Consider the following 22,914-nt stretch of genomic DNA (forward strand, 5'->3'; position numbering starts at 1 on the left):
TTGAAGGTTTGAGGGTGGAAGGCTTAAGGCTTAGACTTCGCAAACTGAAGTCTTAACAGCGCTTTAATCCTGCAATCCTAAATCCAAACAATCCCGATCCTATCTAATGAATGCTGATCAATACACCGTAGTAATTAATGGTAAGCCACAAGGGCCGTATAGTTTAAACGAACTGAAAGATTTAAACATTACTGCGAATACTTTTATACGCAAACCCGGAATGGACGATTATAAAGAAGCTCATGCAATTTCCGAATTGCGTGAGCTTTTGGGTTTTAGCTATCAAAAAACTGCTCCCCAATATTTTGCTGCTTTCGATCAACGTTTGCTGGCCACGGTAATTGATCATTTTATCATTTTTGGGTTTTATACCGTCATTATTTTAACGAGTTTTCTCTTTATAGAAGGTAAAGATCAGCGAATAATGGCTTTTCTAATTCCATTTCCATCTATATTTATTATTAAACTCATTTATGGTAGCATTGCCGAAGCAACCAAAAATCAGGCAACTATTGGTAAAAAACTACTCAGTATCAAAGTAACCGATTTAGAAGGTAGCCGGGTTTCATTTGGTGTTTCTCTAGTCAGGAATTTTTCTAAAATTTTATCTGTAATTCCTGTTTTCTTCGGTTATCTGTATAGCTTTTTAAATAAGAAAAATCAGTGTTGGCACGATATTGCAGCTAATACGCTAGTGATTAAGGATAGGTTGATTTAATTGGAAAAACGGAGCCTATTGCATCATTATAATTAATTTGGCTGTACGCTATATTTCCGTTCAAAAATAGGAGGGTGTTGCTACCTTGAACTGATATACCAACCGATTTAATTACAACATTCCAACATTAAAACATTCCAACAATCCTTATCTTTGCAAACAGATGGAAAATATATTGGCAAAACATGATCTGGCTGGCGGATATTGCAACAGTTTAACAACTTATTCGAGGTATTTAACCCGCGAGGTAAATATTGGCGATATTGCATTGGGAGGGCATAACCCAATCCGGATTCAATCGATGACTACCACCGATACAATGGATACTTTAGGTACGGTTGAGCAAACCATCCGTATGGTAGAATCTGGTTGCGAATATGTGCGTATTACTGCACCAAGCATCAAGGAAGCTGAAAATCTGGCCAATATTAAAAAAGAACTCCGTTTCCGGGGCTATAATGTGCCATTAATTGCCGATATCCATTTTACCCCTAATGCAGCCGAAATGGCCGCGCGTATTGTAGAAAAGGTAAGGGTTAACCCGGGTAACTATGCAGATAAAAAGAAATTCGAAAATATAGAGTATACCCAGGATGCTTACAATGCAGAGCTGGCCAGGATTTATAAAAAGTTTATTCCTTTAGTTAAAATCTGTAAGGAGTATGGTACGGCCATGCGTATAGGTACCAATCATGGTTCCCTGTCCGACAGGATTATGAGTCATTATGGCGATACCCCTCGTGGCATGGTCGAATCTGCAATGGAATTTATCCGCATGTGCGAAGATCAGAATTACTATAACCTGGTAATTTCGATGAAAGCCAGTAATACCCAGGTAATGGTGCAGGCTTACCGTTTGCTGGTAGATACTATGGCAAAAGAGGGGATGAATTATCCGCTGCATTTGGGTGTTACCGAAGCTGGTGATGGCGAAGATGGTCGGATTAAATCAGCTGTTGGTATCGGTACTTTATTAGAAGATGGCTTAGGCGATACCATCCGCGTTTCGTTAACAGAAGATCCTGAATTTGAAGCCCCGGTTGCAAAAGCCCTGGCAGACCGCTATTCGAAAAGGAGTTCGGAGCTTGGAGTTCAGAGTTTTGAGGCGCATGCACAGGTTCCCAACTCCCGACTCCCAACGCCCAACTTATTCCCCTTACGAGTACAATCGCCGCATAACTACACCTGTACAACATATCGGCGGGCTTCACCATCCGGTAGTGATGATCGATGTTTCTAAAGAAAATTTAAAAGATCCTTACTTTTTAAGTGCTGTTGGTTATAATTACAGCGCAGGATTAGATAAATACAATTTAGCCGATCAGGCTTGTGATTTGGCTTATTTGGGCGATAATTTGCCTTCATTCTCTTTTCCTGGCAATTTGAAGCAGGTTTACAATTACCAAACCTGGCTAAAGCTCCAAGATAAAAACAACTGTCATCCGTTATTCTCTTTAGAAGAATTTAACACTGCTAATGATAAAGATCAATTTTTAAACTTTGTTGAAGTTGATGCGGAACAATTAACCGGTTTAGAAATTAACCAGTTTAGTAACGTTGTTCTCATCCTAAAAACTTCAGCTGTTCACGGAATGGCCGAACAAAGGGCATTCTTTATTGCTTTACAACAGCAAGATATCAAAGTGCCGATAATTATAAAAAGAACTTACCTGGATGCTGATGCAGATCATTTAATGCTTTATGCCGCCACCGATATTGGTGCTTTATTTACCGATGGTTTCGGAGATGGGGTATGGATTGATGCAGAAGGACAAAACCTATCCTTAATCAACGCTACCAGTTTTGGTATTTTGCAGGCTACACGTACACGCATCAGTAAAACAGAATATATTTCATGCCCCAGCTGTGGTAGAACCCTTTTCGATTTGCAAGAAACCACACAACTGATCCGCTCACGTACCGACCATTTAAAAGGCATTAAAATCGGCATAATGGGTTGTATCGTAAACGGACCAGGCGAAATGGCCGATGCTGATTATGGCTATGTTGGCACAGGGCCTGATAAAATTACTTTATACCGGGGTAAAGAAGTAGTAAAGAAAAATGTAACCACAGCTTATGCCCTTGATGAATTGATTGATATTATCAAAGATGATGGCAATTGGGTAGAAAAGGTTTAAATTGGAACGAGACTGTTTTTCAAAATCATTTTACTTTTATCATTATTCCCTGGTCTGTGTCTTCACAGATCAGCATAAATTATAAGTTAGTAAATTCATTTCTTTATTGTCTGTGAGAAAATAGACCGAGAAGTTCATAATCATTTTACTTATATCATTATTCCCTGGTCTGTGTCCTCACATACTAGTATAAAGCATAAATCTGTGAAATTATTTCTTATTCGGTTTATGAGGACACAGACTGAGGGATTATCATGGTTTGTGTTTCAAAAACTATTTTGCTTTTTATTCCCTGGTCTGTGTCCTCACAGAATAGTGTAAAGCATAAATTAGGAAATTATTTCATGTTCTGTCTGTGAGTATCAGACCGAGGGATTATCATGGTTTGTGTTTCACAAACTATTTTGCTTTATCTGGCACCATTTAATTTTTTCATCAATAAATCATAAATTGCTTTAATGAATATTCCGGAGTTTCAAACCCTATTTAACGAACTTAAAAACTGGCTGGCAGGCAAAGGCTTTACTGGTAGCGAACTCATTTATTCTTACTTTTTTATCGGACTGATCGGTGTTGTTTTATTTTTATACATTACCATATTTCTTACCCGGCAGGTTTTTATTGGAGTAGTAAAAAGTGCCAAAACAAAATCAGATTGGCAAAAAGCACTCTTCGAATTCCGTGTTTTTAGGGCGTTTGCTTTAATATTTGGTGCTTATATTATTTACAATGTAGTTCCTTATTTATTTATCGATTTTAAAATCTGGCTTTTTTACGCCTTGATTTTTGCTAAGATCTACATGGTTTTAGCCGTGATGTTTGCTATTAATGCATTTCTTAATGCTTTGGTTTCCATCATGGAATCTTCAAAGAAATATGCCGATAAACCCATAAGAAGTTACAAACAGGTAGCCAAAATTGTATTTTACATTGTTGGTTTTGTACTTATTTTATCAATTATACTTGGCGAATCTCCATTGTATGTTTTCGGTGGTTTTGGTGCAGTAACAGCTGTTTTTATTTTGATTTTCAGAGATCCTATTTTGGGTTTTGTGGCTTCGGTACAGATGAGTGCCATTGACCTGGTTCGGGTTGGCGATTGGATTACCGTAGAAAAATATGGTGCCGATGGCGAAGTAACCGAAATCAATTTAACCACCATTAAAGTGCGGAATTGGGATAAAACAGTAACCATTGTGCCAAGTTATGCTATTGTGAGTGAATCGTTTAAAAACTGGCGGGCGATGGAAGAAAGTGAAGGACGAAGGATTAAACGGCACATTAATATTAAAATTTCGAGCATTAAATTCTGCGATGATGAATTGATCGGAAGGTTGCAGCGTATTGATTTTTTAAAAGATTACCTTAAAGAAACCCAGGCTTTTATTGAACGATTTAATGCCGAGAACACAGTAGATCCGAATAACCTAGTGAACGGCCGCCATATGACAAATATTGGAACTTTTAGGGTGTATGCAGAGAAATACCTCGAAAGCAATCCACATATCAACACCGATTTAACCTTTATGGTACGCCAGCTGCAGGCAACAGAAAACGGATTACCCATCGAGATCTATGTATTCTCGAAAGAAAAGGGATTAAAACGTTTCGAAGAAGTAGCCGCCGATATTTTTGACCATTTGTTGGCTGCGGTGCCATATTTTGATCTCGAAATTTTCCAAAGCCCGAGCGGCAGCGATATGCGTAATTTTGTAAGGCGAGGAGATGATTAATATTAATAATTAGAACACCCATAAATAATTTGCACCAAAGTAATTTCTTAGGAAAACCAAAGAAATAATAATCAAAAAGACTAAAATTCCTTGAAGGGTAACGTTTTGTGCTAGTTTATTGTTAAAATAGAGAATTAGAAAATAATGTTAATCCAATTAAGATCTTCTTAAATAGAGCTTGATTGAAGCCTGAGAAGTTGATATTATCTTGAGCCATAGTTTATAATGACTCAAGATATTAATTTATTCTTCATTTAAAAAAGTCAGAACCTTTTCACAAACCTTAAATAAAAGCGGCGGCAAAGTTTCGCTGGTGTAAGGTTGTGTTGCTCCGTAAACATGATTGGCACCTTCAATTTTAACCAATCTGCTAGCTGTATTTACTTCTGCTAAAGTTTGTGCAGTCTCAAAAGGCACATTAACGTCATCATCACCATGTACAATTAACCATGGTATGTTTATGCGTTTGGCCGCATCTAAAATATTTAATGCAGCTGCGTTTTCTTCCAAATCTTCTAATAAAGTTACGTTTAAAGGCATTTGCTCTTTGGTACGGGCATTAGTAACGAATATTTTGCCGTTCTTTTTCCATTCTGCCTCCTGCTCTTTTTTCCAAAGGCTGTTAAAATCGGCTATGGCACTCCAGGTAATCAGTTTGTTAATTCTTAAATCGTTTGCAGCTTCAATAATGGATAAACCGCCACCACGGCTATGTCCAATCAGGTTTACCTTAATATCCTTACCATAAGCTTTTTCAATAAAATCCAATACTGCATTTAAGTCAAAAAGTTCTTTTGAAACGGTATTGCTGGCAAAGGCATCCATATCGGTTACGTCTTTTGGCTCGTCAACAGGAACACCGCTATGCGATAAATTAAACTTAATGTAACGATAACCATTATTGGCGAAATGCCGGGCAACTAAATTATGAGCACCCCAATCTTTAAAGCCTTTGAAGCCGTGTACAAAAAGAATAATTGGTGTATTAGGGTTTTTCTCATCAAAAGTGATATCGCCGATAATTAATTTTCCGTCAGAGCCGCTAAGACTATAATTGCTTTGTGTAATCATAATTTAAAGGTGTTGGTACAAAAATATAAACCTACGAAATCTAATTTTGTTGTATGTTTTTTAAAGGACGCGTCATTTCGGCTGCTGCGTAATCCCGAATGTATGGATAGGAAATCGATTACAATCATTCAGTAATCAAGTTGGTCGCCAGTTTGGCCCAGAGTGGTGGTAAGTAATCCCAAAATTCTTCCTCAAGGTTAATATGTATTATGTTTAATAACAAACGGCCGCCTTGTGATTTAAAAATAACATTTAGGCCTGCGGCTTTTTTTTGTGGTAAAATAATAGCCTAGTGAAATCTCGTGTGATCCATAATCATACTTCTGTAAACCATTCAAACTAAAGTCATAACCATATCCGATACGGAGATTATTGTTAGTAAAATATTCGGCAATCACACCCGCTGCCGCAAGTTTGGGTAAATTGTTCTGGAGATTATTTTTAGGATAAAGTTTCACCGTACTGCGGTAAACGCCACCTATCCAAAAACGTTGTTTAAAAAGCATAAATGCATTTAAATCCAAAGATGTAGGGCCGCTAATTTCGTCTTTTATCAAAAAGGCGGGTTTAATTATAAAGTCATCATTCATTTTTATAGCCATGCCGCCCGTAAGATAGAAGTGCTTTTGCGGTTGAATGTTGAGCACCTGATAATTGGAATATAGCTTCAGGTTCCCTACAGATAAACCTGTTATGGAAAATCCCACAAAATATTTTTCATTAGAATAGAAAACACCCGTCCTTATTTCAGGTATTACCTGGCTAACTGTACCTAATGGAATAATAACGTCGCCCCCATCTCTTGGATCAAGCAGGTTGCCCTCTAGCCCTAGCTGTCTAATTCCCAAACCGATACCAAATGCCAGTACATTTGTTTCTGTTCTATCAAGCTTGATGCGGTAGGCAAAATTTCCTATAGCACCAAGGGAACTTTGCGCTCCGATTTTATCTTTAGCAATTAAAAGCCCTAGCCCTACGCTTTCATCTTTTACGGATTCGTCAGCAGAGATCGATATGGTTTGTGGGGCACCACGCACCCCCACCCATTGCGCTCTGGCATAGGCCTGAAGATATAACTCTTCTTTATAACCCGTATAAGCTGGATTTATGAAAGTGCCGTTAAAAACATATTGGCCAAATTGAGCGTCTTGCTGCCCCCAGGCAATAAGCTGTGCAAATAAGGCCACCAGAAAAAATACTGCATGTTTCACCATTCTTTTTTATCTATCTTAGGATAGTAATATATCCGTTCTGCTCAATCCATGAACCCTTAACATTTCTGACTCTAAGCAGGTAGAAATATGTTCCATCCGCAAGTTTGCTCCCGTCCCAGTTGTTTTTGTAATTTATAGCCTGATATACTGTGCTTTGCCACCTGTTAATAATGGTAAGCTGATTTTCATCAAAGGAATCGAGGTTATCGATAATCAGGAAGTCGTTTTTACCATCTCCATTGGGTGTAATCACATTAGGTACCCTGATTGCTGATATGTTTTTGTTGTCGGTAGAAGTATTATTGCTCAGATCCGGATCGGTTTCCATAGCGGTAACATTTGCCGTATTGCTTACTTTACCCGCTTGTTTGGCCATAACTTTTACAATCAGCTCCGAGAAATATCCATTCTGTAGCTGGGGGATCGTCCAGTTTATCGTCCTGTTTTCAACATCATAGTTAGCAGTTCCATCAGTTGGGGTATCAACGCTATCAAAAATCAAATTATCCGGTAGTTTGTCAACCACCTTAATCTGGTTGGCTGTGGCAGCACCGTTGTTGCGCACATTTATGTTGTAATTAAAAAGCTGGTTACTTAGCACTTCTCTAATTTCCGATCGTTTTGTAATGGCCACGTCAGCGAGTATTGGTTGTTCTATAATTATCTCAATCTCAACAGATTCATCAGAGGGGCATTCTCCACTGTTCAACGCCACTACCTTATAAATTCCGGGCTCATTAACTGATAAACTGGATGTATTTATTCCCGGTAGCACATTACCATCCCTGTACCATACAAAGGAGCTAGCCTCAGCACTGTTTGCCTGAAGCACAGCTGTTCCGCCATTTTTTAGGACGAATTTTTTTCTTTTTACCGCTGTCTGGCCATGACCTTGCACAACCAAAACCAGAAACATTGCAAAAAAGAAAAAGACGAACTTGCGCTCCATGAGGTATTATGCTGAATTCTGCTACTAACGTTAAAGCGTTTCTTGGGCTGCACCTGTTACTGTTACAGTTGGGGTAATTGGCTTAGCACTAACTATTACCTCTTTAATAGCAGACTCGGCTTTACAATAATATGCATCGGTACCCGCAGTTGTAACCTTATAGGCCGTCCTCAACCTTAGCTTATAAGTTCCGGCAATGGTTGGGGTGTAATTAATGCCCGTTGCATCAGTAATCTTACTTTCTGTACCACCGGTGTTAACTGTGTACCATTGATAGGCAAATGTTTGGTAGGTATCCTGAGTGGTAACATTACCTTTCTGTTCTTCAGCTGTATTAGCGATACAAAAATTCTTGGGTGTAAAATCTACACTTAGCGATTTAAACACATAAACCGGAATTTCCTGGTATGGAGTTTCACAGAGCGTAGCATCCGTAGGTATGCCTTTTAAATAGTAATAACCGGTTGCTGCGTTTTCAACTGTATTCGGTGCAGTGATTGATGCTGATGTTCCGGTAGTTGCAGGATCATTAACTGCCAGATCGACCTTGGTAGCACTGTAATAAATTTTATGAGTATACCCAACCGGTATTGTTGCAGATGCGGCGTCGGCATAACTAAAACTTCCTCCCGCACATACCAGGGTTACGCCAGATGTTGTAGGTGTAACCTGTGCATGTAATACCAATTGTGTACAAGTCATTAAGACTGCTAACGATAAAATAAATCTAGTAAAAAAAATTTTCATAAAAATGCTGTTATAGGGGTCAATAATTAGATAATTTATTTATTAAATAGGGTGTATATTTAAGACCATAAATATATATTATTTCATTTTATGTTTTTGTAATAATAAAACAACAGGATTACGAAAAAATAATTTATTTTTATACTCTTATTAAAATTGGTCAAATACATTTATGGGTACTAATAAATCAATATATATATGTTTTACACACTGCTGAATATTTTTTAGCTATGGATGCGACATAATTTTTTTACTTTTCAAAAAAAGATATGACTTGCCAAAATAGATATTTTAAAAATTAATATTAGTCTTCAATGTAATTAAGAATATACATATTTTGTAGTTTTAAATTTATAATAAATAATAATTAATATAGCTATTACATGACTAAAAAGTACATACTTATATTTATCTTATCCATATGTATAAATATGGTTCGGGCACAAAGCACATTGGATACTGACGGAGACGGCATTGCCAACAATATAGACCAGGATGATGATAACGATGGAATTTTAGACGCAATTGAAAATACATGTTCACTTCCTCCGTTCAGTACTTCTATTAATCCCCAACTGTTTTGGGATTTAAATTCAACACCTTTTCCAGGGTCACTGGAAAAGAATTTGTTTGCTCCAGATGTAATTACCTCAAGTAGTAGTGTTTCGTTTGGGGGAGGATTTGCATCTTCCACAAACGGCTATCTATGGACATTTAATAATGCCACTGCAACAACCTCGGCACAAGCAATAAGCAATAATCAGTACATTCAGGTTACTATTCCTATGGCCAGTACCGCAAATAGGGTTTATGAGTTAAAAGATTGGATAACTTATTATGCACTGAACCAGCTTCAGAATGTAAAGATTGTAATATCCACCAGTCCGGCATTTACCACTAACACGGTTTTGTATGATGGTACTGTACCTACATTTTCAGGAGGTGGCCGCTTTTACAGAACATCCCTGGCTCAGAATTTCAGGCTGTTATATGGCGTTACCTATTATGTGAGAGTTTATCTGTACGGCAACAAAAGTGCGTTTAATTTCGATAGTTTTAGCTTTAATGGAGTTTGTTATACAGATACTGACGGTGATGGGATTCCAGATTTGGAAGATACAGATAGTGATAACGATGGTTGTTCAGATGCCAATGAATATTACAATGACAAAACCAAAAGCGGGAGTGATAATAGATATGGTGATGCCAGTTCGAGAACTGTTGACGCAAATGGGAAGGTTATTGGTGCCACATACACGTCAACTAAATACAATAATGTGATAACGAGGGGGGGCATGGTGGCAATAAATGCTCAGCCAGTAAAACAAATTGTAAACGTTGGTGATAATATCAATTATACCGTTGGTGCCATTACATCCGCAGGGAATTTAAGTTACCAATGGCAAGTTTTAGCTACAGCAACAGGTAGTATATGGACCGATATTACAAATGCGGGAGGATACAATGGTGCCTCCACAGCTACCCTTACCATTACAAACGCAACAAAAGCCATGAATATTTATCAGTATCGCGTTAAGATAATAAATGACAATAATGTTTGCCAGGAGGCTGTTTCAGATGTTGCTTTGCTTGATATCAAACCTCAGGCAATCAATGATAACGTATGCTATACCCCGCACATAAACCAAACCGTTCCTGTTTTGAGCAATGATAATGTTGGCGACACGCCAAATCCTACAACAGTAGTGATTAAAGATCCTGTTACATCAATATTTTCTAATGCAATTACCGTAACAGGCCAAGGCAGCTGGGAAGTGAACAGTACAACAGGCAATATTACTTTTAAGCCTCAGGCAGGTTATAACGGCAACCCTTCAATAATTTATAAAATGAAGGATAGGGAAGGAAACAGCTCTAACGAAGCTACTATAATGCTAACAGGTACCACTGCGCCTGCCGTTATTGTGCAGGGCAGTCCACATTCAGCTGTATTTTGAAATTTACTTAAACCATTTTTTATAAACCATCAAAACTTCATTGCACTCCGCTCCAAATGATGCATTTTTTATAAGATAATCAAATTGTTTTTTTATAATAATACCATGCCCAACCTATAAACAATAACTGAACTGGCAATCTTAACCATGCAATAAACGGTGTTACCACTATTTTGCCCAACTTAAACGGAGCCAGCTGGATCATGTAGATATGAGCAGGTAAAAAAGCGATCAGCATCAATATAATCAGCAGCGCGGCAAGCTTACGCGTTCTGGAAAAAAGCAATAAGACACCTAAAATAATTTCTAATATTCCAGAAAAGTAAATTAAAAAGCCAGGTACAGGCAACCATTTTGGCATAATTACGTAATATACTGCAGTGGATAAAAAGTGATTACATCCTGCCATAACGTAGAAAGCAGCATATATCAAGAGTAGAAACTTATAAATTGGTTTTTTCATCTAATCAATATTATATTTGATGATAATGCGGCTCTATTTAAAACCGTTCTAAATTGATGTAAATTACAGGTTAATGACAGTCACATGCCTTCACCCTGTTACTTTTGTATCCCGATAATAGTTAATAACGGAATCACTTGGAATATTTAAAAGTAATAGCTTTTACGCATCACCACATCGACCTGAAATCTTTAGGGAAATTAGTTATTTGTGACCAGAGTTTAGATAGCAGATTGAAGAATGTTCAAGCAGAACTTCCCGTTAGCGAAATTTTCTATATTGGAACCTGTAACCGTGTTGAATTTGTTTTTCTTACCAAAGAGAAAACCGACAAGGAATTTGTAACCAGGTTTCTTACTGTTTTAGATATGGGCCTGCCTCCCGAATTTATGGAGCGCTTTCTTGATAACGTTTCTGTTTACGAAAACGAAGAGGCCTTTAATCATTTGCTCCGCACATCCTCCTCATTGGAGAGTTTGGTAGTTGGCGAGAAAGAAATTTTAGCACAAATTCGTAAAGCTTACGAAAATTGCCGCGATGCAGGTTTTACTGGTGATTACATGCGCATGATCATGGATCGTGTGGTTAAAACGGCTAAAGAAGTTTATACGCATACCAATATTTCAAAAAACCCTGTTTCTGTTGTTTCATTGGCATACCGTAAATTAAAAGAACTGAATATGTGTGGCAACTCACGTATTTTGATCATTGGTGCCGGTGAAACCAACCAGAATATTGCAAAATACCTTAATAAGCATAAATACTCAAATTTTTCCATTTTCAACCGTACACTCTCAAAAGCAGAAACCCTGGCCGAAGAGTTGAACGGAAAAGCTTATCCTTTAGAAGCACTTGAAGATTTTAACGAAGGCTTTGACGTGATCATTACCTGTACAGGTTCTACCGAAGCAATTATCGATGAAGAATTGTATGCCAAGTTATTAAAAGGCGAAACAGGCAAAAAGGTTATTGTTGATTTGGCCATTCCTAATGATGTTACACCGGCTGTAATTCACAATAATCCTGTGCATTACATTGAGGTAGAATCGCTTAAGGAAGTGGCACGCAAAAATATCCAGGAACGTTACAACGAACTGGTACATGCAGAAGAGATTATCAGCAATAATATTGCTGAGTTTTTTTATGTATTGAAACAACGCCGCATCGAACTGGCAATGCAGGATGTACCCCGTAAAATTAAGGAAATCAAAAATACAGCCTTAAATGGTGTATTTGCTGATGAAATTAGCCAAATGGACGATGCATCGCGCGAGGTTTTAGAACGTGTAATGAACTACATGGAGAAAAAATGCATCAGCGTTCCGATGATTATGGCCAAAGAAATTCTGGTTAATCAACCTTAATCAGCTTAAACGCAAAAAGCGTTAAGGCTATCGCAAAGGGTGCCAAGTCTGGTATTTTACTCTTTTTTCCACTTTTTCTAACATTCTTCATTTGTATCATCCCGAATGAAATGAAGGATCTTTCATTTTTAGAGAAATTCTGAAAGTAATACTCTTGTCGTTATGCTGAACTAGTTTCAACCTCACCTATAGGCGATACCCACTTTAAAATCATGTCACTCCTCTTGATTTTTATACAATAAATTACTCCTCATAATCACAAGTCACTTATGTAATGTCACAGAAATCCCTTAAATTATCCCTTCTGTAACCTCACTGTCTCATTTTTAAACAATTCATGGTATAAATCACTAATTAAATTAAATTTGCAACTCATTTAACCTTTATAGTGAAGAAATTAACCATCGGAACACGCGGTAGCGACCTGGCTTTATGGCAAGCAAATCATATAAAAGATGAATTGGCAGCCATTGGAATTGAAGCAGAAATAAAAATCATTAAAACACAGGGTGATAAAATCCTGAATTTAAGATTGGATAAACTGGAAGGCAAAGGCTTTTTTACCAAAGAACTGGAAGAAGAGCTTTTGGGCGGAACAATTGATTTGGCGGTACATTGCCTTAAAGATCTGCCAACTACCCATCCAGATGGATTGATTATTGCCGCATTGCCTCCACGCGAAGAAGCAAGTGAATACCTGCTGATTTTAAAAGATTGTGTGGATGTTTCGCAAAAACTTTCCTTAAAAAAAGGCGCCATGGTTGGTACTTCATCCAATCGCCGTAAAGCACAGTTGCTGGGCTTGCGTCCTGATCTTGAAATTGAAGATCTGCGTGGAAATGTACCTACACGCATTCAAAAACTTCGTGATGAAGATTACGATGCCATTTTGATCGCAAAGGCAGGTGTGAAGCGTTTAAATCTTGATGTGAGCGATTTACATGTAGAAGAACTTGAAACTACGGAATTTATTCCGGCACCTGCACAGGGCGCTTTGGCGATTCAGATCAGGGAAAATGATACCGAACTTTTTGATGCGCTTCAAAAACTGCACGATCCTGAAACAGCAGAAACAGTAACCGTAGAGCGGAAGGTTTTAAATCTTTTTGAAGGAGGTTGCCACATGCCTTTAGGTTGTTATTGCAAAAAGGAAAATGGAAAGTTCGAAATCTGGACATCAAAAGCCGAAACTGCAGACCACTTTCCTGAACGTTTATTTTTACGCGCAGAAAGTACCGAAGGTTTGGCCGAAAAAATTGTAGCCAAGTTTAATGTAGAAAGAAAAAAACCTGCAAAAGTTTTTATCTCACGCGAAATTGGCGAACACAGTTATTTCCGCAGAGCCTTAGAAAATAATAATATTGAAATAGAAGGACGTTCATTAATTCGTACTTTTCCAATAGTAACTGTTTTAGATCAATTCATTTTACGACAAGTAGATTGGGTTTTCTTCAGCAGTCGCAACAGCGTTGAATATTTTTTCAATTTAAAACCTGTATTGCCTAAAAAAACAAAATTTGGTGTAGTTGGAAGAGGATCGGAAGATGCTTTGCGCAAATTTGGTCATTTTGCTGATTTTGTTGGTGAAAGTGGCGATATTACTGAAGTTGCTGAAGATTTTGCACAATTGGTTAGCGGGCAGCAAGTATTGTTTCCAAGAGCGCAGGATTCTTTACAATCGATTCAAAAGTCGCTACCAGCTGATGCTAAAATAATCGATTTGCCAATTTACGAAACGGTTATAGAAGAAGATATTGATCAGAGTTATGCCGATGTGCTGATTTTTACCAGTCCTTCAAATGTTGATGCCTATTTTGTAGATAATTTATTAGAACCAGGCCAACAAGTAATTGCTATCGGTAACTCTACCGGCAAAAAATTCGATGAAATGGGAGTGAAATACGCATTGCCATATTCACCTGACGAAATTGGGTTGGCTGAAGCTGTTTTTGGAATAGAGATAAAGTAAGTTAAGGTAGAAAGTTTAGGGGAAAAAGCAGGAAGCATAATGCCATGTATTAAATCCAAAAAATCTGTATAATCAGTTAACCTGTACAATCACCCTAAAAAAGATAAACAGGCCTCGGCACTCGAATTTAATGCCTTGATGCTAAATAAATAAAATATGTTAAATCGTCCACGTAGATTAAGGAAAAACCCATTGGTGAGGGAGATGGTAGCCGAAACCCGGTTATCGAAGGATATGTTTGTGTACCCTTATTTTATAGTGCCGGGCAGCAATGTTAGCCATGCCATTGATGCCATGCCGGGTGTAAACCATTACTCGGTTGATACCCTGGTAAAAGATGTTGAGGCTGGAATGAACAAGGGGCTTAACAAAATTATGCTTTTTGGTGTTGGTGATGAAAAATCAGAAGATGCAAAATCTGCTTATCACGACCATTCTTTGGTTCCAACCGCAGTTCGCGAACTTAAAAAGCAGTTTGGCGAAGATTTATACATCATTACCGACGTTTGTGTTTGTTCGTATACTACCCATGGTCATTGCGGAATTTTAGAAAATGATTATGTTCAAAATGATAAAACCGTTGAGGTAATTGCTAAAATGGCTTTAGCACATGCCGAAGCTGGCGCTGATATGTTTGCACCATCAGATATGATGGATGGGAGGATTGAAGCCATGCGGAATCTTTTAGATGAAAATGGTTTTGTAAACGCAGCCATTATGAGTCATGCCACAAAGTTTGCTTCAGCCTATTACGGGCCTTTTAGAGAGGCTGCAGATTGTGCACCGAGTAAAGGTGATAGAAAAGCCTATCAGATGGATTTTCGAAACCCTTTGGAAGCTTTACGTGAGGCCCAGCTTGATGAGCAGGAAGGTGCTGATGTGCTAATGGTGAAACCTGGCTTGGCTTATTTAGATATTATCCAGCGGTTAAAACAAGATACCAATTTGCCAATTGCAGTATACAACGTATCAGGCGAATATTCGATGGTTAAAGCTGCCGCAGAACGCGGATGGATTGATGAACAAAAAGTTGTGATGGAAACCATGCACGCCTTTGCCCGTGCAGGTGCAAGCATTATTACAACTTACCATATTAAAGATATTTTAAATAATAACTGGATTTAGATAAGCTGAAAGCTTAGAGCAAAAAGACCAAAGCCATTTTATAGCGCTTTACTTTTCGCTTTAAGCTTTAGTCTTTCAGCTTTTAGCTCAAAAAAAATGTTAGATTCATTAAAAAAAATGTTTTCAGGCAACGAAGCCGATATTCCAGTAAATACAGGAAGTAAACCTGATATTTCGAGGGTTAAATCTGCGGAGTTGTACGAAAAATCAAAAACGTATTTCCCAGGTGGTGTAAATTCTCCGGTAAGGGCTTTCAAATCTGTTTATGGTACACCACTTTTTATCGAAAAAGGAGATGGATGTTACATATGGGATGCCGATGGCAATCAGTTTATTGATTTCTGTGGAAGCTGGGGCCCATTAATTTTAGGTCACAATAACCCTAAAATCCGCGAAAAAGTGACTGAGGTAATGCAGAACGGAATGAGTTTTGGTGCGCCAACAGCTTTAGAAAATGAATTGGCAGAACTGATTATTAAAAACAACCGTTTTGTAGAGAAAATCCGTTTCAGCCAGCTAGGTACCGAAGCGGTAATGTCGGCAATACGTTTAGCAAGAGGTTTTACCAGTCGCGATAAAATTTTAAAATTTGAAGGTTGTTACCATGGCCATAGCGATTCGCTTTTGGTTAAAGCGGGTTCTGGCTTGGTTACTTTTGGCGAAACATCTTCGGCAGGAGTACCAAAATCTTTCGCCGAAGAAACCATTGTAGTTCCTTTAAATGATAAAACTGCTATAGAGCAGGCTTTTGCTCAGTTTAAAGATCAAATTGCTGCTGTAATTATCGAGGGTATTCCTGCAAATAACGGCTTAATTATTCAGGATGAAGATTACATTCATTTCTTGCGTAAAATCTGTACCGAGAATGGTTCACTTTTAATTTTTGATGAAGTAATTACCGGATTCAGGGTAGGTTTTGAAGGTGCTGCTGCACATTATGGCGTTACTCCTGATATTGTAACTTACGGAAAAATTATTGGAGGTGGCTTGCCTGTTGGTATGTATGGGGCACGTGCAGAAATTATGGCGCATATTTCTCCAGATGGCGGGGTTTACCAGGCAGGAACTTTATCTGGTAATCCGGTGGCCATGGCAGCAGGTATTGCAACGTTAACAGAGTTAAATAAATCAAGCTTTTATAAAGATTTAAATACTAAAGCGCAAGAATTTGTGGCCAGTATTCAGCGTTTTGCAACTGCGCGTAACTATAAATTCAAAGTATTTACAATCGGATCTATTTTCTGGTTTGCCTTTACCGATAAAGATAAAATTCAGTCGGCTGATGATATTGATGCAGGAAGTATGGAGAAATTCAAAATTATGCACCGTGAATTATTAAATAGAGGAATTTATTTAGGCCCATCAGGATATGAAGTTGGTTTTGTATCTTCAGCACACACAAAAATTGAACTGGAGAAAGCGAAACGTGCTATTTTTGAAGCATTGGACTTGGTATTTAAAAAGTAAGGCTTTATTTTAAGATCGTTATCGCGAAAAACGAAGTAATCCTACTATAATCGCTAGGCGTTAAACCCTATAGCATTCAGATTGCTTCGTCGTTACTTTTTGCAATTACGGACAAGAGACATCTGTGTAATCAACCCGAAAGAAATGAAGAAATCAATAATAATATTTTACGCATTACTGTTATATGCACTGATTCAGCTCATTTCATGGGGTACTTTGGTAGTGCGCTTGCAGCCCAGCCGCATGACGATGATTATGGGGGAGGGATCTGTATTTCTATTTTTGCTCTGTATTGGTGGATATTTCCTTCACCAATCGTTAAAAAGGGAAGATAAGCTTAGAGAGCAGCAACAAAACTTTTTAATGTCGATTACACATGAATTAAAATCTCCTTTAGCGGCTATAAAACTTTCCATTCAAACTATTGTTAAAAGAGATTTAGATAAAGCCCGTCAGGTTTCATTACTCAATAATTCGTTAAAAGATATTGAACGGCTGGATGATTTGGTAGAAAACATGCTATTGGCAACAAAAATTGAGAACCGGTCTTACACGTTTCCAAAAGAAGAATTTAACTTTTCCGAATTGGTTTCAAAAATTACAGATCGCCTTCAGGTTCACTCTTGTGGCAACGAACAATTGATTAGTACTGATATTCAGCCAAATTTGCAGATAATGGGTGACAGATTTGCCTTATCGTCAGTTGTTACCAATTTAATCGAAAATGCAGTAAAGTATTCTAGTCCATGTGATGAGATAAATGTGCATTTAAACAATATAGATGGTCATATTCATTTAAGTGTAATTGATAAAGGGCCGGGTATTTCAGATGCCGAAAAAATGTTGATATTTGATAAGTTTTACCGCGTTGGTAACGAGAATGTCAGAGAAGCGAAAGGAACAGGTTAAGGCTTGTTTATTGTGAAAGAGGTTTTACAATACCATGATGCAGATATTACAGTAAAAGACAATTTGCCTCAAGGAAGTATTTTTGAAGTAACATTTAGTTAATCTCAATTATGTCACAAAAATTAAGAATTCTATTGGTAGAAGACGAGGATCACTTGTTAGATGCTATCAAATTAAACCTCGAACTTGAGGGTTATAAAGTTCACGCCGTTAAAGATGGCAAAACCGCTCTTAAAATTTTTAAAGAAGAACGCTTTAATCTAATTATTTTAGATGTAATGTTGCCTGAAATGGATGGTTTCCAGGTTTGCGAAACAATTCGTTTAGAGAATGCAGAAGTTCCAATTATGTTTTTAACAGCTAAAAACACTTCAGAAGACCGTGTTTTAGGTTTGAAAAAAGGAGCTGATGATTATTTAGTTAAACCTTTCAACTTAGAAGAATTAATTCTCCGTGTTGGTATTTTAGTTAAACGCAGTTTAAAATCTGATGATTTACAAAAGAATTGAATTCTTATAAAATCGGTGATAAAACAATTTATTTTAACTCTTTCGAATTAAAACACGATGATGGTACCATTACGCCATTAACAAAAAAGGAAACGATGTTATTAAAACTGTTGATCGAGCGTAAAAACGATGCAGTATCAAGAGAGCAGATTTTAGAAACCGTTTGGAATTACGAGATGTTTATCCATCAACCAGAACAATTGATAATTTTATCTTAACGTTCCGCAAGTATTTCGAACCAGATCAAAAAAATCCGGTTTATTTCCACTCAATCCGTGGTGTAGGTTATAAATTCACTGATAGTCATTAATGTACAATAATAAGGGCAGATATGCTTTAATGGCAGTTTTTGTGCTTGCTGCATTGGTTTGTATTTTTTATAACCAATATCAGCTGGCCGCTGTTTCAGGGCTGTTATTTGCCTTTGTTGTTTGGAGCCATTTTAAACATGGTTCTGTTTTAATGGCATCAAAGCACTTTAAAAATAACGAATTTGGTAAAACCAAAGCATTGCTGGCCGAGGTTGCAAAGCCTGAGCGTTTGGCCAAAAGCCGAAGGGGTTATTACGAGTTTATGCAGGGCAACATGGCATTGAAAGAGGAAGATTACGATAAGGCTGAATATCACTTTCAGTTAGCCAGTCGTTTTCCTGTAGGTGGCAAGAATGAAAAATCTTATGTATTAATCCATCTGGCTAATCTCGCGCTGCGGAAGAAAGATAGAGAGCGGGCAGAGGCTTACACCAAATTGGCCAAAGAACTTGCAGAAACCCAACGTTCAAAAGATATTATCGTTAAAATTGAAAAAGAAATAAGCAAAATATAATATTAATAGTGTCATTTTGACTAACGAAGCACCAGTTTAGGAATAAAAAGGTACTTCGTTTTTTTTTATTTATACCTTTGCGCAATTAAAATTTTTATCCATACGTTATCCTCAATTCAATTTAGGATCTATTTGTAAATATAGATACTGAAATAAATTCAGCATGACGATAAGTGGAATATTACTACAGAATATGATGAATAACTTATTTTTAGACGCTGCATTTTCAAAACAAACCGAACGTCCACCTGTGTGGATGATGCGTCAGGCAGGTCGTTTTATGCCACAATATTGGGAGATTAAAAACAAGTACTCTTTTTTAGAGATGTGCAAAACTCCTGAAATTGCTGCAGATGTGACCATGTTACCTGTTGATTTGTTGGATATTGATGCAGCGATTTTATTCTGTGATATTTTGGTAACCGGAGAGGCCATGGGTGGCGATTTGAGTTTTACTCAAGGTGTTGGTCCTAGGTTTGCTAACCCAGTACGTAATGCCCAGGATATCGAAAACCTTAATGTAGATTGTTTGGATGAGTTGCAGTACGTTGCTGATGCGATTAAAGTAATTCAACAGCGTTTGGATAGCAGAATCCCTTTAATCGGTTTCGCCGGTGCACCATTTACGGTAATGAGTTATTTAATTGAGGGTGGTTCTTCAAAAGATTTTAAACTAACCAAGCTTTTTATACACAACCAGCCAGAATTGGCACATAAACTTTTAGCTAAGATTGCAAAAGTAACCGCAGATTACCTAAATCTTCAGATTGCGGCGGGGGTTAATGCTGTTCAGATTTTCGATAGCTGGGCACTTGCCTTATCGTGGAACGATTATCAGGAGTTTTCTCACCGTTATATCCAGGAAATCATTGCGAACTTAAATAGAAAAGATATTCCGGTAATTTCTTTCTGTAAAGGAAGTTCTGTTTTTGCACCAATTATGGCAGAAGCCAAGCCAGATGTAATTTCAGTAGATTGGAATGCTGATTTATTAAATATCAAAAATGCTTTGCCTGCGGGTATTGCTGTTCAGGGAAATTTAGATCCACATATTTTATATGCAGATAAGGCAGTAATTAAAGCACAGATCCATAAATTATTCGAACGCATGCGCGGTACCGAAGGCTTTATTTTCAATTTAGGTCATGGCATTATGCCAGATATCCCTTTCGATAATGTAAAGTATGCCATTGAAGTGGTAAAGGAGTTTAGGTATTAAACTTATTGTTGCGACAGGAGAATTTGAACCCTCAATTAAAATTAATTATATTTGAGTATGGAAACATTAATTATTGATATTCCTGAAAACAAAAGTTCATTAGTAAAAAGCTTATTGAAAGAACTTGGCGTAATCATTCATAAAAAAAGCACCAAAGAAGTAAGCATTCCAAATAAAGTTACCCGCAAAACAATTGAAGATGCGCATAACGGAATTGGAATTGGAGAACCTATGAAAAAGATATTAAATCATATATCGATTCATTATAGATGTTCGTTCTAAAGCCAACTAACCAATTTGATAAAGATGTTAAGCTAATGAAGAAACGTTCTGTGAAGAACATAAATCTCATTAAGGAGACTCTTATTCCAATTGGAAATTGATGGTGCCAATGGAATTGATAAAAAACATCGTCCACATAAATTGGTTGGAAACTTTAAGGACAATTGGGAAGCACATATTAAACCCGATTTATTGATCATATGGTTTGAGATAACCGAAGAAAAAGAAATAATTCTATTAAGAGTTGGTACGCATTCGGATTTATTTTAAATCATAACTTTTATTACTTCAAGCATTTAATGATCGAAACCTTATTGCCATATTACCAATATTTCAAAGCAGTACATATCGTATTCGTGATTAGCTGGATGGCAGGACTATTTTATATCCTAAGTCTTTTTATTTACCATACCGAAGCGAAGGATAAAACCGAACCTGAAAAGAGTATTCTTCAGAAAAACAGTTTGTTAAAATCGGAAAGCCACTTTATGGAAAATTATTGCTACACCAGCAATGATTATTTCTGTTTTGGCGGGAGCTGCTATGCTAACTTTAAACCAAGTTTTGCTCCAGGCCGACTGGATGTGGGTTAAGCTTGGTTTTGTAATCGGATTCCTCATCTATCATTTCATTTGTCAAAACATCGTTAAACAGCTTAAAAACGACCAATATAAATTAACTAGCTTTCAATTACGATTATGGCGCGAATTGGCTACAATATTTATGATTGCGATTGTATTTGTTGTAATTCTTAAAAGTGCAATTAATTGGATTTATGGTTTAATCGGGATAATGGGTGTTGCAATGGCCATTATGATTGCAGTTAAACTGTATAAAAACTACCGTAAAAAGCGTGGCGAATAATTTTTAGCCATAGTATATAACCAACAATATTATTTCTAATTGAGCGTATTAAAAACTTTGTGTTTTTTGTGCCTTGGTGGTTAACCCGATTAACTTTGTTTCCTTTGCGTAAACTTCGCGTGCTTTGCGGTTAAATAAACCAAAAACTATTCTAAATTTGGGCGATAAAATCCAAGCACATGTTTACAAGCCCAGGTCTGAAAAGGACCTCACTATTAATAACTTTTCTCCTCAGTTCTTATTTTGCTTCAGCTCAGTTTAATCAATCGGCTTTCGAAAACAGAATCCGTCCGGATAGCAGTTTAACCAATGAGGTTCATTTCAATTTTTACAATTTAAATTATGTCCGTAATTACGAGTATACCAACGATTTTCATGATGGTTATACATTGTACGGAACGCAGTTGCAGCCTCAAATCGTTTATTATGCACATCCAAATCTGGCGATTACCGCAGGTGCTTTTATAAGAAAGGATTTTGGAAGAAACGGAATTTCTGATGCGAAACCATTATTCAGTGTTAAATACCATAAAAGAAACCTTACTTTAATTTTCGGAAGTTTAGAAGGTAACATTGAGCATAAATATATTGAGCCATTATACGATCTCGAAAGGACGATAACTACACCGATTGAATATGGTACACAATTATTGGTAGAGCGTAAAAAGTTTACATTGGATGCCTGGATTGCCTGGCGAAAAAATGATTTACAAAGGTGATCCTGCTAAAGAAGAAATTATTGGTGGTTTATCTACCGAAAGTACCATTGAGGAAGGTAATGGATGGAAATTCAGTTTACCAGCACAGTTTTTAGCATTCCACCAGGGTGGGCAAATTGATGTGCTGAAAGAAATTCCAATTACCACCATGTTTAATGGTGCAACTGGTTTAAAGCTGCATAAAGCAATTAATACCAATATTAAACAGGTATATACCAGATAGCTTCTATTGCGGTGTATAAAGATTTTTCACCAGATAAAAGAAGAGCTTACCAAGGTGGCTTTGGTTTATGGTTAAATGCAGGTGTAGAAAGTAAATGGGGAATGTTTAGTAGCTTCATACTGGAAAGGAAATAACTTCATTTCAATTAAAGGTATGCCACTTTACAAGAATCTGTTTCTGATAACCTATATAGCCCGGGCTTAAAGCAAAGTGCCAGAAACATTGTTTCCTTGCGTTATGCTTACCAAAAAGAGCTGATTCCACATTTATACCTTAGATGTATACGTTTTGAGCCACATATAGATTTAGACCATACCGATAAACAGCTTCAGTTTAACCATTCCTTCTTCTTAACCTATAAACAAGATTTCAAATTGTTTAAAGTGAAGAAAAATGAGCAGTAACATGTGTAAGGCTTAGGGTGATTAAACCCATACCCGATTTC

21 protein-coding genes and 3 pseudogenes are annotated in these 22,914 nt (G+C 37.2%); 19 read left to right on the plus strand and 5 right to left on the minus strand.

The genetic code is table 11. From position 1 onward, the window contains the following. Positions 1–106: 106 nt before the first annotated feature. The 3 genes and pseudogenes from AC0IWE_RS25975 to AC0IWE_RS25985 all read left to right on the plus strand — a co-directional run bounded on the left by AC0IWE_RS25975 (position 107) and on the right by AC0IWE_RS25985 (position 4,592). Complete coding sequence (locus AC0IWE_RS25975; RefSeq protein ID WP_471795305.1) at positions 107–718, plus strand: RDD family protein; 612 nt, start codon at positions 107–109, stop codon at positions 716–718. A gap of 163 nt (positions 719–881) precedes the next feature. Further along, positions 882–2,859 (plus strand): annotated as a pseudogene (gene ispG / locus AC0IWE_RS25980) ((E)-4-hydroxy-3-methylbut-2-enyl-diphosphate synthase). A 458-nt stretch (positions 2,860–3,317) separates the two neighbouring features. Continuing rightward, entirely contained in the window at positions 3,318–4,592 is a 1,275-nt protein-coding gene (locus AC0IWE_RS25985; protein ID WP_471795306.1) for a mechanosensitive ion channel family protein, read from the plus strand. A gap of 243 nt (positions 4,593–4,835) precedes the next feature. On the opposite strand, the gene AC0IWE_RS25990 is transcribed toward AC0IWE_RS25985, so the two are convergent. From AC0IWE_RS25990 to AC0IWE_RS26005, 4 genes are all read right to left on the minus strand, one after another. After that, complete coding sequence (locus AC0IWE_RS25990) at positions 4,836–5,663, minus strand: alpha/beta hydrolase family protein (RefSeq protein WP_471795307.1); 828 nt, start codon at positions 5,661–5,663, stop codon at positions 4,836–4,838. 239 nt (positions 5,664–5,902) lie between these two features. Further along, positions 5,903–6,877 (minus strand): PorP/SprF family type IX secretion system membrane protein, encoded by a 975-nt coding sequence (locus tag AC0IWE_RS25995; protein ID WP_471795308.1) that lies wholly within the window; start codon positions 6,875–6,877, stop codon positions 5,903–5,905. Between the two features lie 10 nt (positions 6,878–6,887). Beyond that, positions 6,888–7,826 carry a T9SS type B sorting domain-containing protein gene (locus AC0IWE_RS26000; RefSeq protein WP_471795309.1) on the minus strand — a complete coding sequence of 313 codons (939 nt, stop codon included), beginning with the start codon at positions 7,824–7,826 and terminating at the stop codon, positions 6,888–6,890. Positions 7,827–7,856: 30 nt separating this feature from the next. Further along, complete coding sequence (locus tag AC0IWE_RS26005; RefSeq protein WP_471795310.1) at positions 7,857–8,528, minus strand: hypothetical protein; 672 nt, start codon at positions 8,526–8,528, stop codon at positions 7,857–7,859. A 428-nt stretch (positions 8,529–8,956) separates the two neighbouring features. Here AC0IWE_RS26005 and AC0IWE_RS26010 point away from each other — a divergent pair, with 428 nt between their 5' ends. Next, complete coding sequence (locus tag AC0IWE_RS26010) at positions 8,957–10,531, plus strand: Ig-like domain-containing protein (protein ID WP_471795311.1); 1,575 nt, start codon at positions 8,957–8,959, stop codon at positions 10,529–10,531. 79 nt (positions 10,532–10,610) lie between these two features. Here AC0IWE_RS26010 and AC0IWE_RS26015 read toward each other — a convergent pair whose 3' ends face one another. Continuing rightward, positions 10,611–10,994, minus strand: a complete 384-nt coding sequence (locus tag AC0IWE_RS26015) for a DoxX family protein (protein ID WP_471795312.1) — start codon at positions 10,992–10,994, stop codon at positions 10,611–10,613. A gap of 137 nt (positions 10,995–11,131) precedes the next feature. On the opposite strand from AC0IWE_RS26015, the gene hemA reads away from it, so the two are divergent. From hemA to AC0IWE_RS26090, 15 genes and pseudogenes are all read left to right on the plus strand, one after another. Then, positions 11,132–12,358, plus strand: coding sequence for a glutamyl-tRNA reductase (gene hemA / locus AC0IWE_RS26020; RefSeq protein WP_471795313.1), 1,227 nt, complete (start codon positions 11,132–11,134; stop codon positions 12,356–12,358). Between the two features lie 388 nt (positions 12,359–12,746). After that, positions 12,747–14,327, plus strand: a complete 1,581-nt coding sequence (hemC, locus tag AC0IWE_RS26025) for a hydroxymethylbilane synthase (RefSeq protein ID WP_471795314.1) — start codon at positions 12,747–12,749, stop codon at positions 14,325–14,327. A gap of 156 nt (positions 14,328–14,483) precedes the next feature. Then, entirely contained in the window at positions 14,484–15,452 is a 969-nt protein-coding gene (gene hemB, locus AC0IWE_RS26030) for a porphobilinogen synthase (RefSeq protein WP_471795315.1), read from the plus strand. Positions 15,453–15,548: 96 nt separating this feature from the next. Beyond that, on the plus strand, positions 15,549–16,919 hold the full coding sequence (hemL, locus tag AC0IWE_RS26035; RefSeq protein ID WP_471795316.1) for a glutamate-1-semialdehyde 2,1-aminomutase: 1,371 nt from the start codon (positions 15,549–15,551) through the stop codon (positions 16,917–16,919). 144 nt (positions 16,920–17,063) lie between these two features. Next, positions 17,064–17,930 (plus strand): annotated as a pseudogene (locus AC0IWE_RS26040) (sensor histidine kinase). Between the two features lie 8 nt (positions 17,931–17,938). Beyond that, positions 17,939–18,647 (plus strand): annotated as a pseudogene (locus AC0IWE_RS26045) (response regulator transcription factor). After that, a complete protein-coding gene (locus AC0IWE_RS26050) occupies positions 18,647–19,162 on the plus strand; it encodes a hypothetical protein (RefSeq protein WP_471795317.1) in 516 nt (171 codons plus the stop codon). The pseudogene AC0IWE_RS26045 and the gene AC0IWE_RS26050 overlap by 1 nt, the downstream one beginning before the upstream one ends. Before the next feature lie 193 nt (positions 19,163–19,355). Continuing rightward, entirely contained in the window at positions 19,356–20,381 is a 1,026-nt protein-coding gene (gene hemE, locus AC0IWE_RS26055) for a uroporphyrinogen decarboxylase (RefSeq protein WP_471795318.1), read from the plus strand. Between the two features lie 57 nt (positions 20,382–20,438). Then, positions 20,439–20,663 carry a hypothetical protein gene (locus AC0IWE_RS26060; RefSeq protein WP_471795319.1) on the plus strand — a complete coding sequence of 75 codons (225 nt, stop codon included), beginning with the start codon at positions 20,439–20,441 and terminating at the stop codon, positions 20,661–20,663. Positions 20,664–20,753: 90 nt separating this feature from the next. Next, entirely contained in the window at positions 20,754–20,933 is a 180-nt protein-coding gene (locus tag AC0IWE_RS26065) for a type II toxin-antitoxin system RelE/ParE family toxin (RefSeq protein WP_471795320.1), read from the plus strand. A 29-nt stretch (positions 20,934–20,962) separates the two neighbouring features. Next, a complete protein-coding gene (locus tag AC0IWE_RS26070; protein ID WP_471795321.1) occupies positions 20,963–21,256 on the plus strand; it encodes a CopD family protein in 294 nt (97 codons plus the stop codon). After that, a complete protein-coding gene (locus AC0IWE_RS26075; RefSeq protein WP_471795322.1) occupies positions 21,177–21,527 on the plus strand; it encodes a CopD family protein in 351 nt (116 codons plus the stop codon). Before AC0IWE_RS26070 ends, AC0IWE_RS26075 begins: the two co-directional genes overlap by 80 nt. A gap of 179 nt (positions 21,528–21,706) precedes the next feature. Further along, a complete protein-coding gene (locus AC0IWE_RS26080) occupies positions 21,707–22,246 on the plus strand; it encodes a hypothetical protein (RefSeq protein ID WP_471795323.1) in 540 nt (179 codons plus the stop codon). Continuing rightward, on the plus strand, positions 22,230–22,469 hold the full coding sequence (locus tag AC0IWE_RS26085) for a hypothetical protein (RefSeq protein ID WP_471795324.1): 240 nt from the start codon (positions 22,230–22,232) through the stop codon (positions 22,467–22,469). The genes AC0IWE_RS26080 and AC0IWE_RS26085 overlap by 17 nt, the downstream gene beginning before the upstream one ends. Positions 22,470–22,480: 11 nt before the next feature. After that, positions 22,481–22,603 (plus strand): hypothetical protein, encoded by a 123-nt coding sequence (locus AC0IWE_RS26090; RefSeq protein WP_471795325.1) that lies wholly within the window; start codon positions 22,481–22,483, stop codon positions 22,601–22,603. Positions 22,604–22,914 lie beyond the last annotated feature (311 nt).

It is taken from the genome of Pedobacter sp. AC402 (assembly GCF_979252805.1).

Excerpts from the sequence above, each read along its gene's own strand:
- AC0IWE_RS25975 (WP_471795305.1), top strand. The coding sequence starts at position 107 with ATGAATGCTGATCAATACACCGTAGTAATTAATGGTAAGCCACAAGGG.
- AC0IWE_RS25985 (WP_471795306.1), top strand. The coding sequence starts at position 3,318 with ATGAATATTCCGGAGTTTCAAACCCTATTTAACGAACTTAAAAACTGG.
- AC0IWE_RS25990 (WP_471795307.1), bottom strand. The coding sequence starts at position 5,663 with ATGATTACACAAAGCAATTATAGTCTTAGCGGCTCTGACGGAAAATTA.
- AC0IWE_RS25995 (WP_471795308.1), bottom strand. The coding sequence starts at position 6,877 with ATGGTGAAACATGCAGTATTTTTTCTGGTGGCCTTATTTGCACAGCTT.
- AC0IWE_RS26000 (WP_471795309.1), bottom strand. The coding sequence starts at position 7,826 with ATGGAGCGCAAGTTCGTCTTTTTCTTTTTTGCAATGTTTCTGGTTTTG.
- AC0IWE_RS26005 (WP_471795310.1), bottom strand. The coding sequence starts at position 8,528 with ATGACTTGTACACAATTGGTATTACATGCACAGGTTACACCTACAACA.
- AC0IWE_RS26010 (WP_471795311.1), top strand. The coding sequence starts at position 8,957 with ATGACTAAAAAGTACATACTTATATTTATCTTATCCATATGTATAAAT.
- AC0IWE_RS26015 (WP_471795312.1), bottom strand. The coding sequence starts at position 10,994 with ATGAAAAAACCAATTTATAAGTTTCTACTCTTGATATATGCTGCTTTC.
- hemB (WP_471795315.1), top strand. The coding sequence starts at position 14,484 with ATGTTAAATCGTCCACGTAGATTAAGGAAAAACCCATTGGTGAGGGAG.
- hemL (WP_471795316.1), top strand. The coding sequence starts at position 15,549 with ATGTTAGATTCATTAAAAAAAATGTTTTCAGGCAACGAAGCCGATATT.
- AC0IWE_RS26050 (WP_471795317.1), top strand. The coding sequence starts at position 18,647 with ATGTACAATAATAAGGGCAGATATGCTTTAATGGCAGTTTTTGTGCTT.
- hemE (WP_471795318.1), top strand. The coding sequence starts at position 19,356 with ATGATGAATAACTTATTTTTAGACGCTGCATTTTCAAAACAAACCGAA.
- AC0IWE_RS26060 (WP_471795319.1), top strand. The coding sequence starts at position 20,439 with ATGGAAACATTAATTATTGATATTCCTGAAAACAAAAGTTCATTAGTA.
- AC0IWE_RS26070 (WP_471795321.1), top strand. The coding sequence starts at position 20,963 with ATGATCGAAACCTTATTGCCATATTACCAATATTTCAAAGCAGTACAT.
- AC0IWE_RS26075 (WP_471795322.1), top strand. The coding sequence starts at position 21,177 with ATGATTATTTCTGTTTTGGCGGGAGCTGCTATGCTAACTTTAAACCAA.
- AC0IWE_RS26080 (WP_471795323.1), top strand. The coding sequence starts at position 21,707 with ATGTTTACAAGCCCAGGTCTGAAAAGGACCTCACTATTAATAACTTTT.
- AC0IWE_RS26085 (WP_471795324.1), top strand. The coding sequence starts at position 22,230 with ATGATTTACAAAGGTGATCCTGCTAAAGAAGAAATTATTGGTGGTTTA.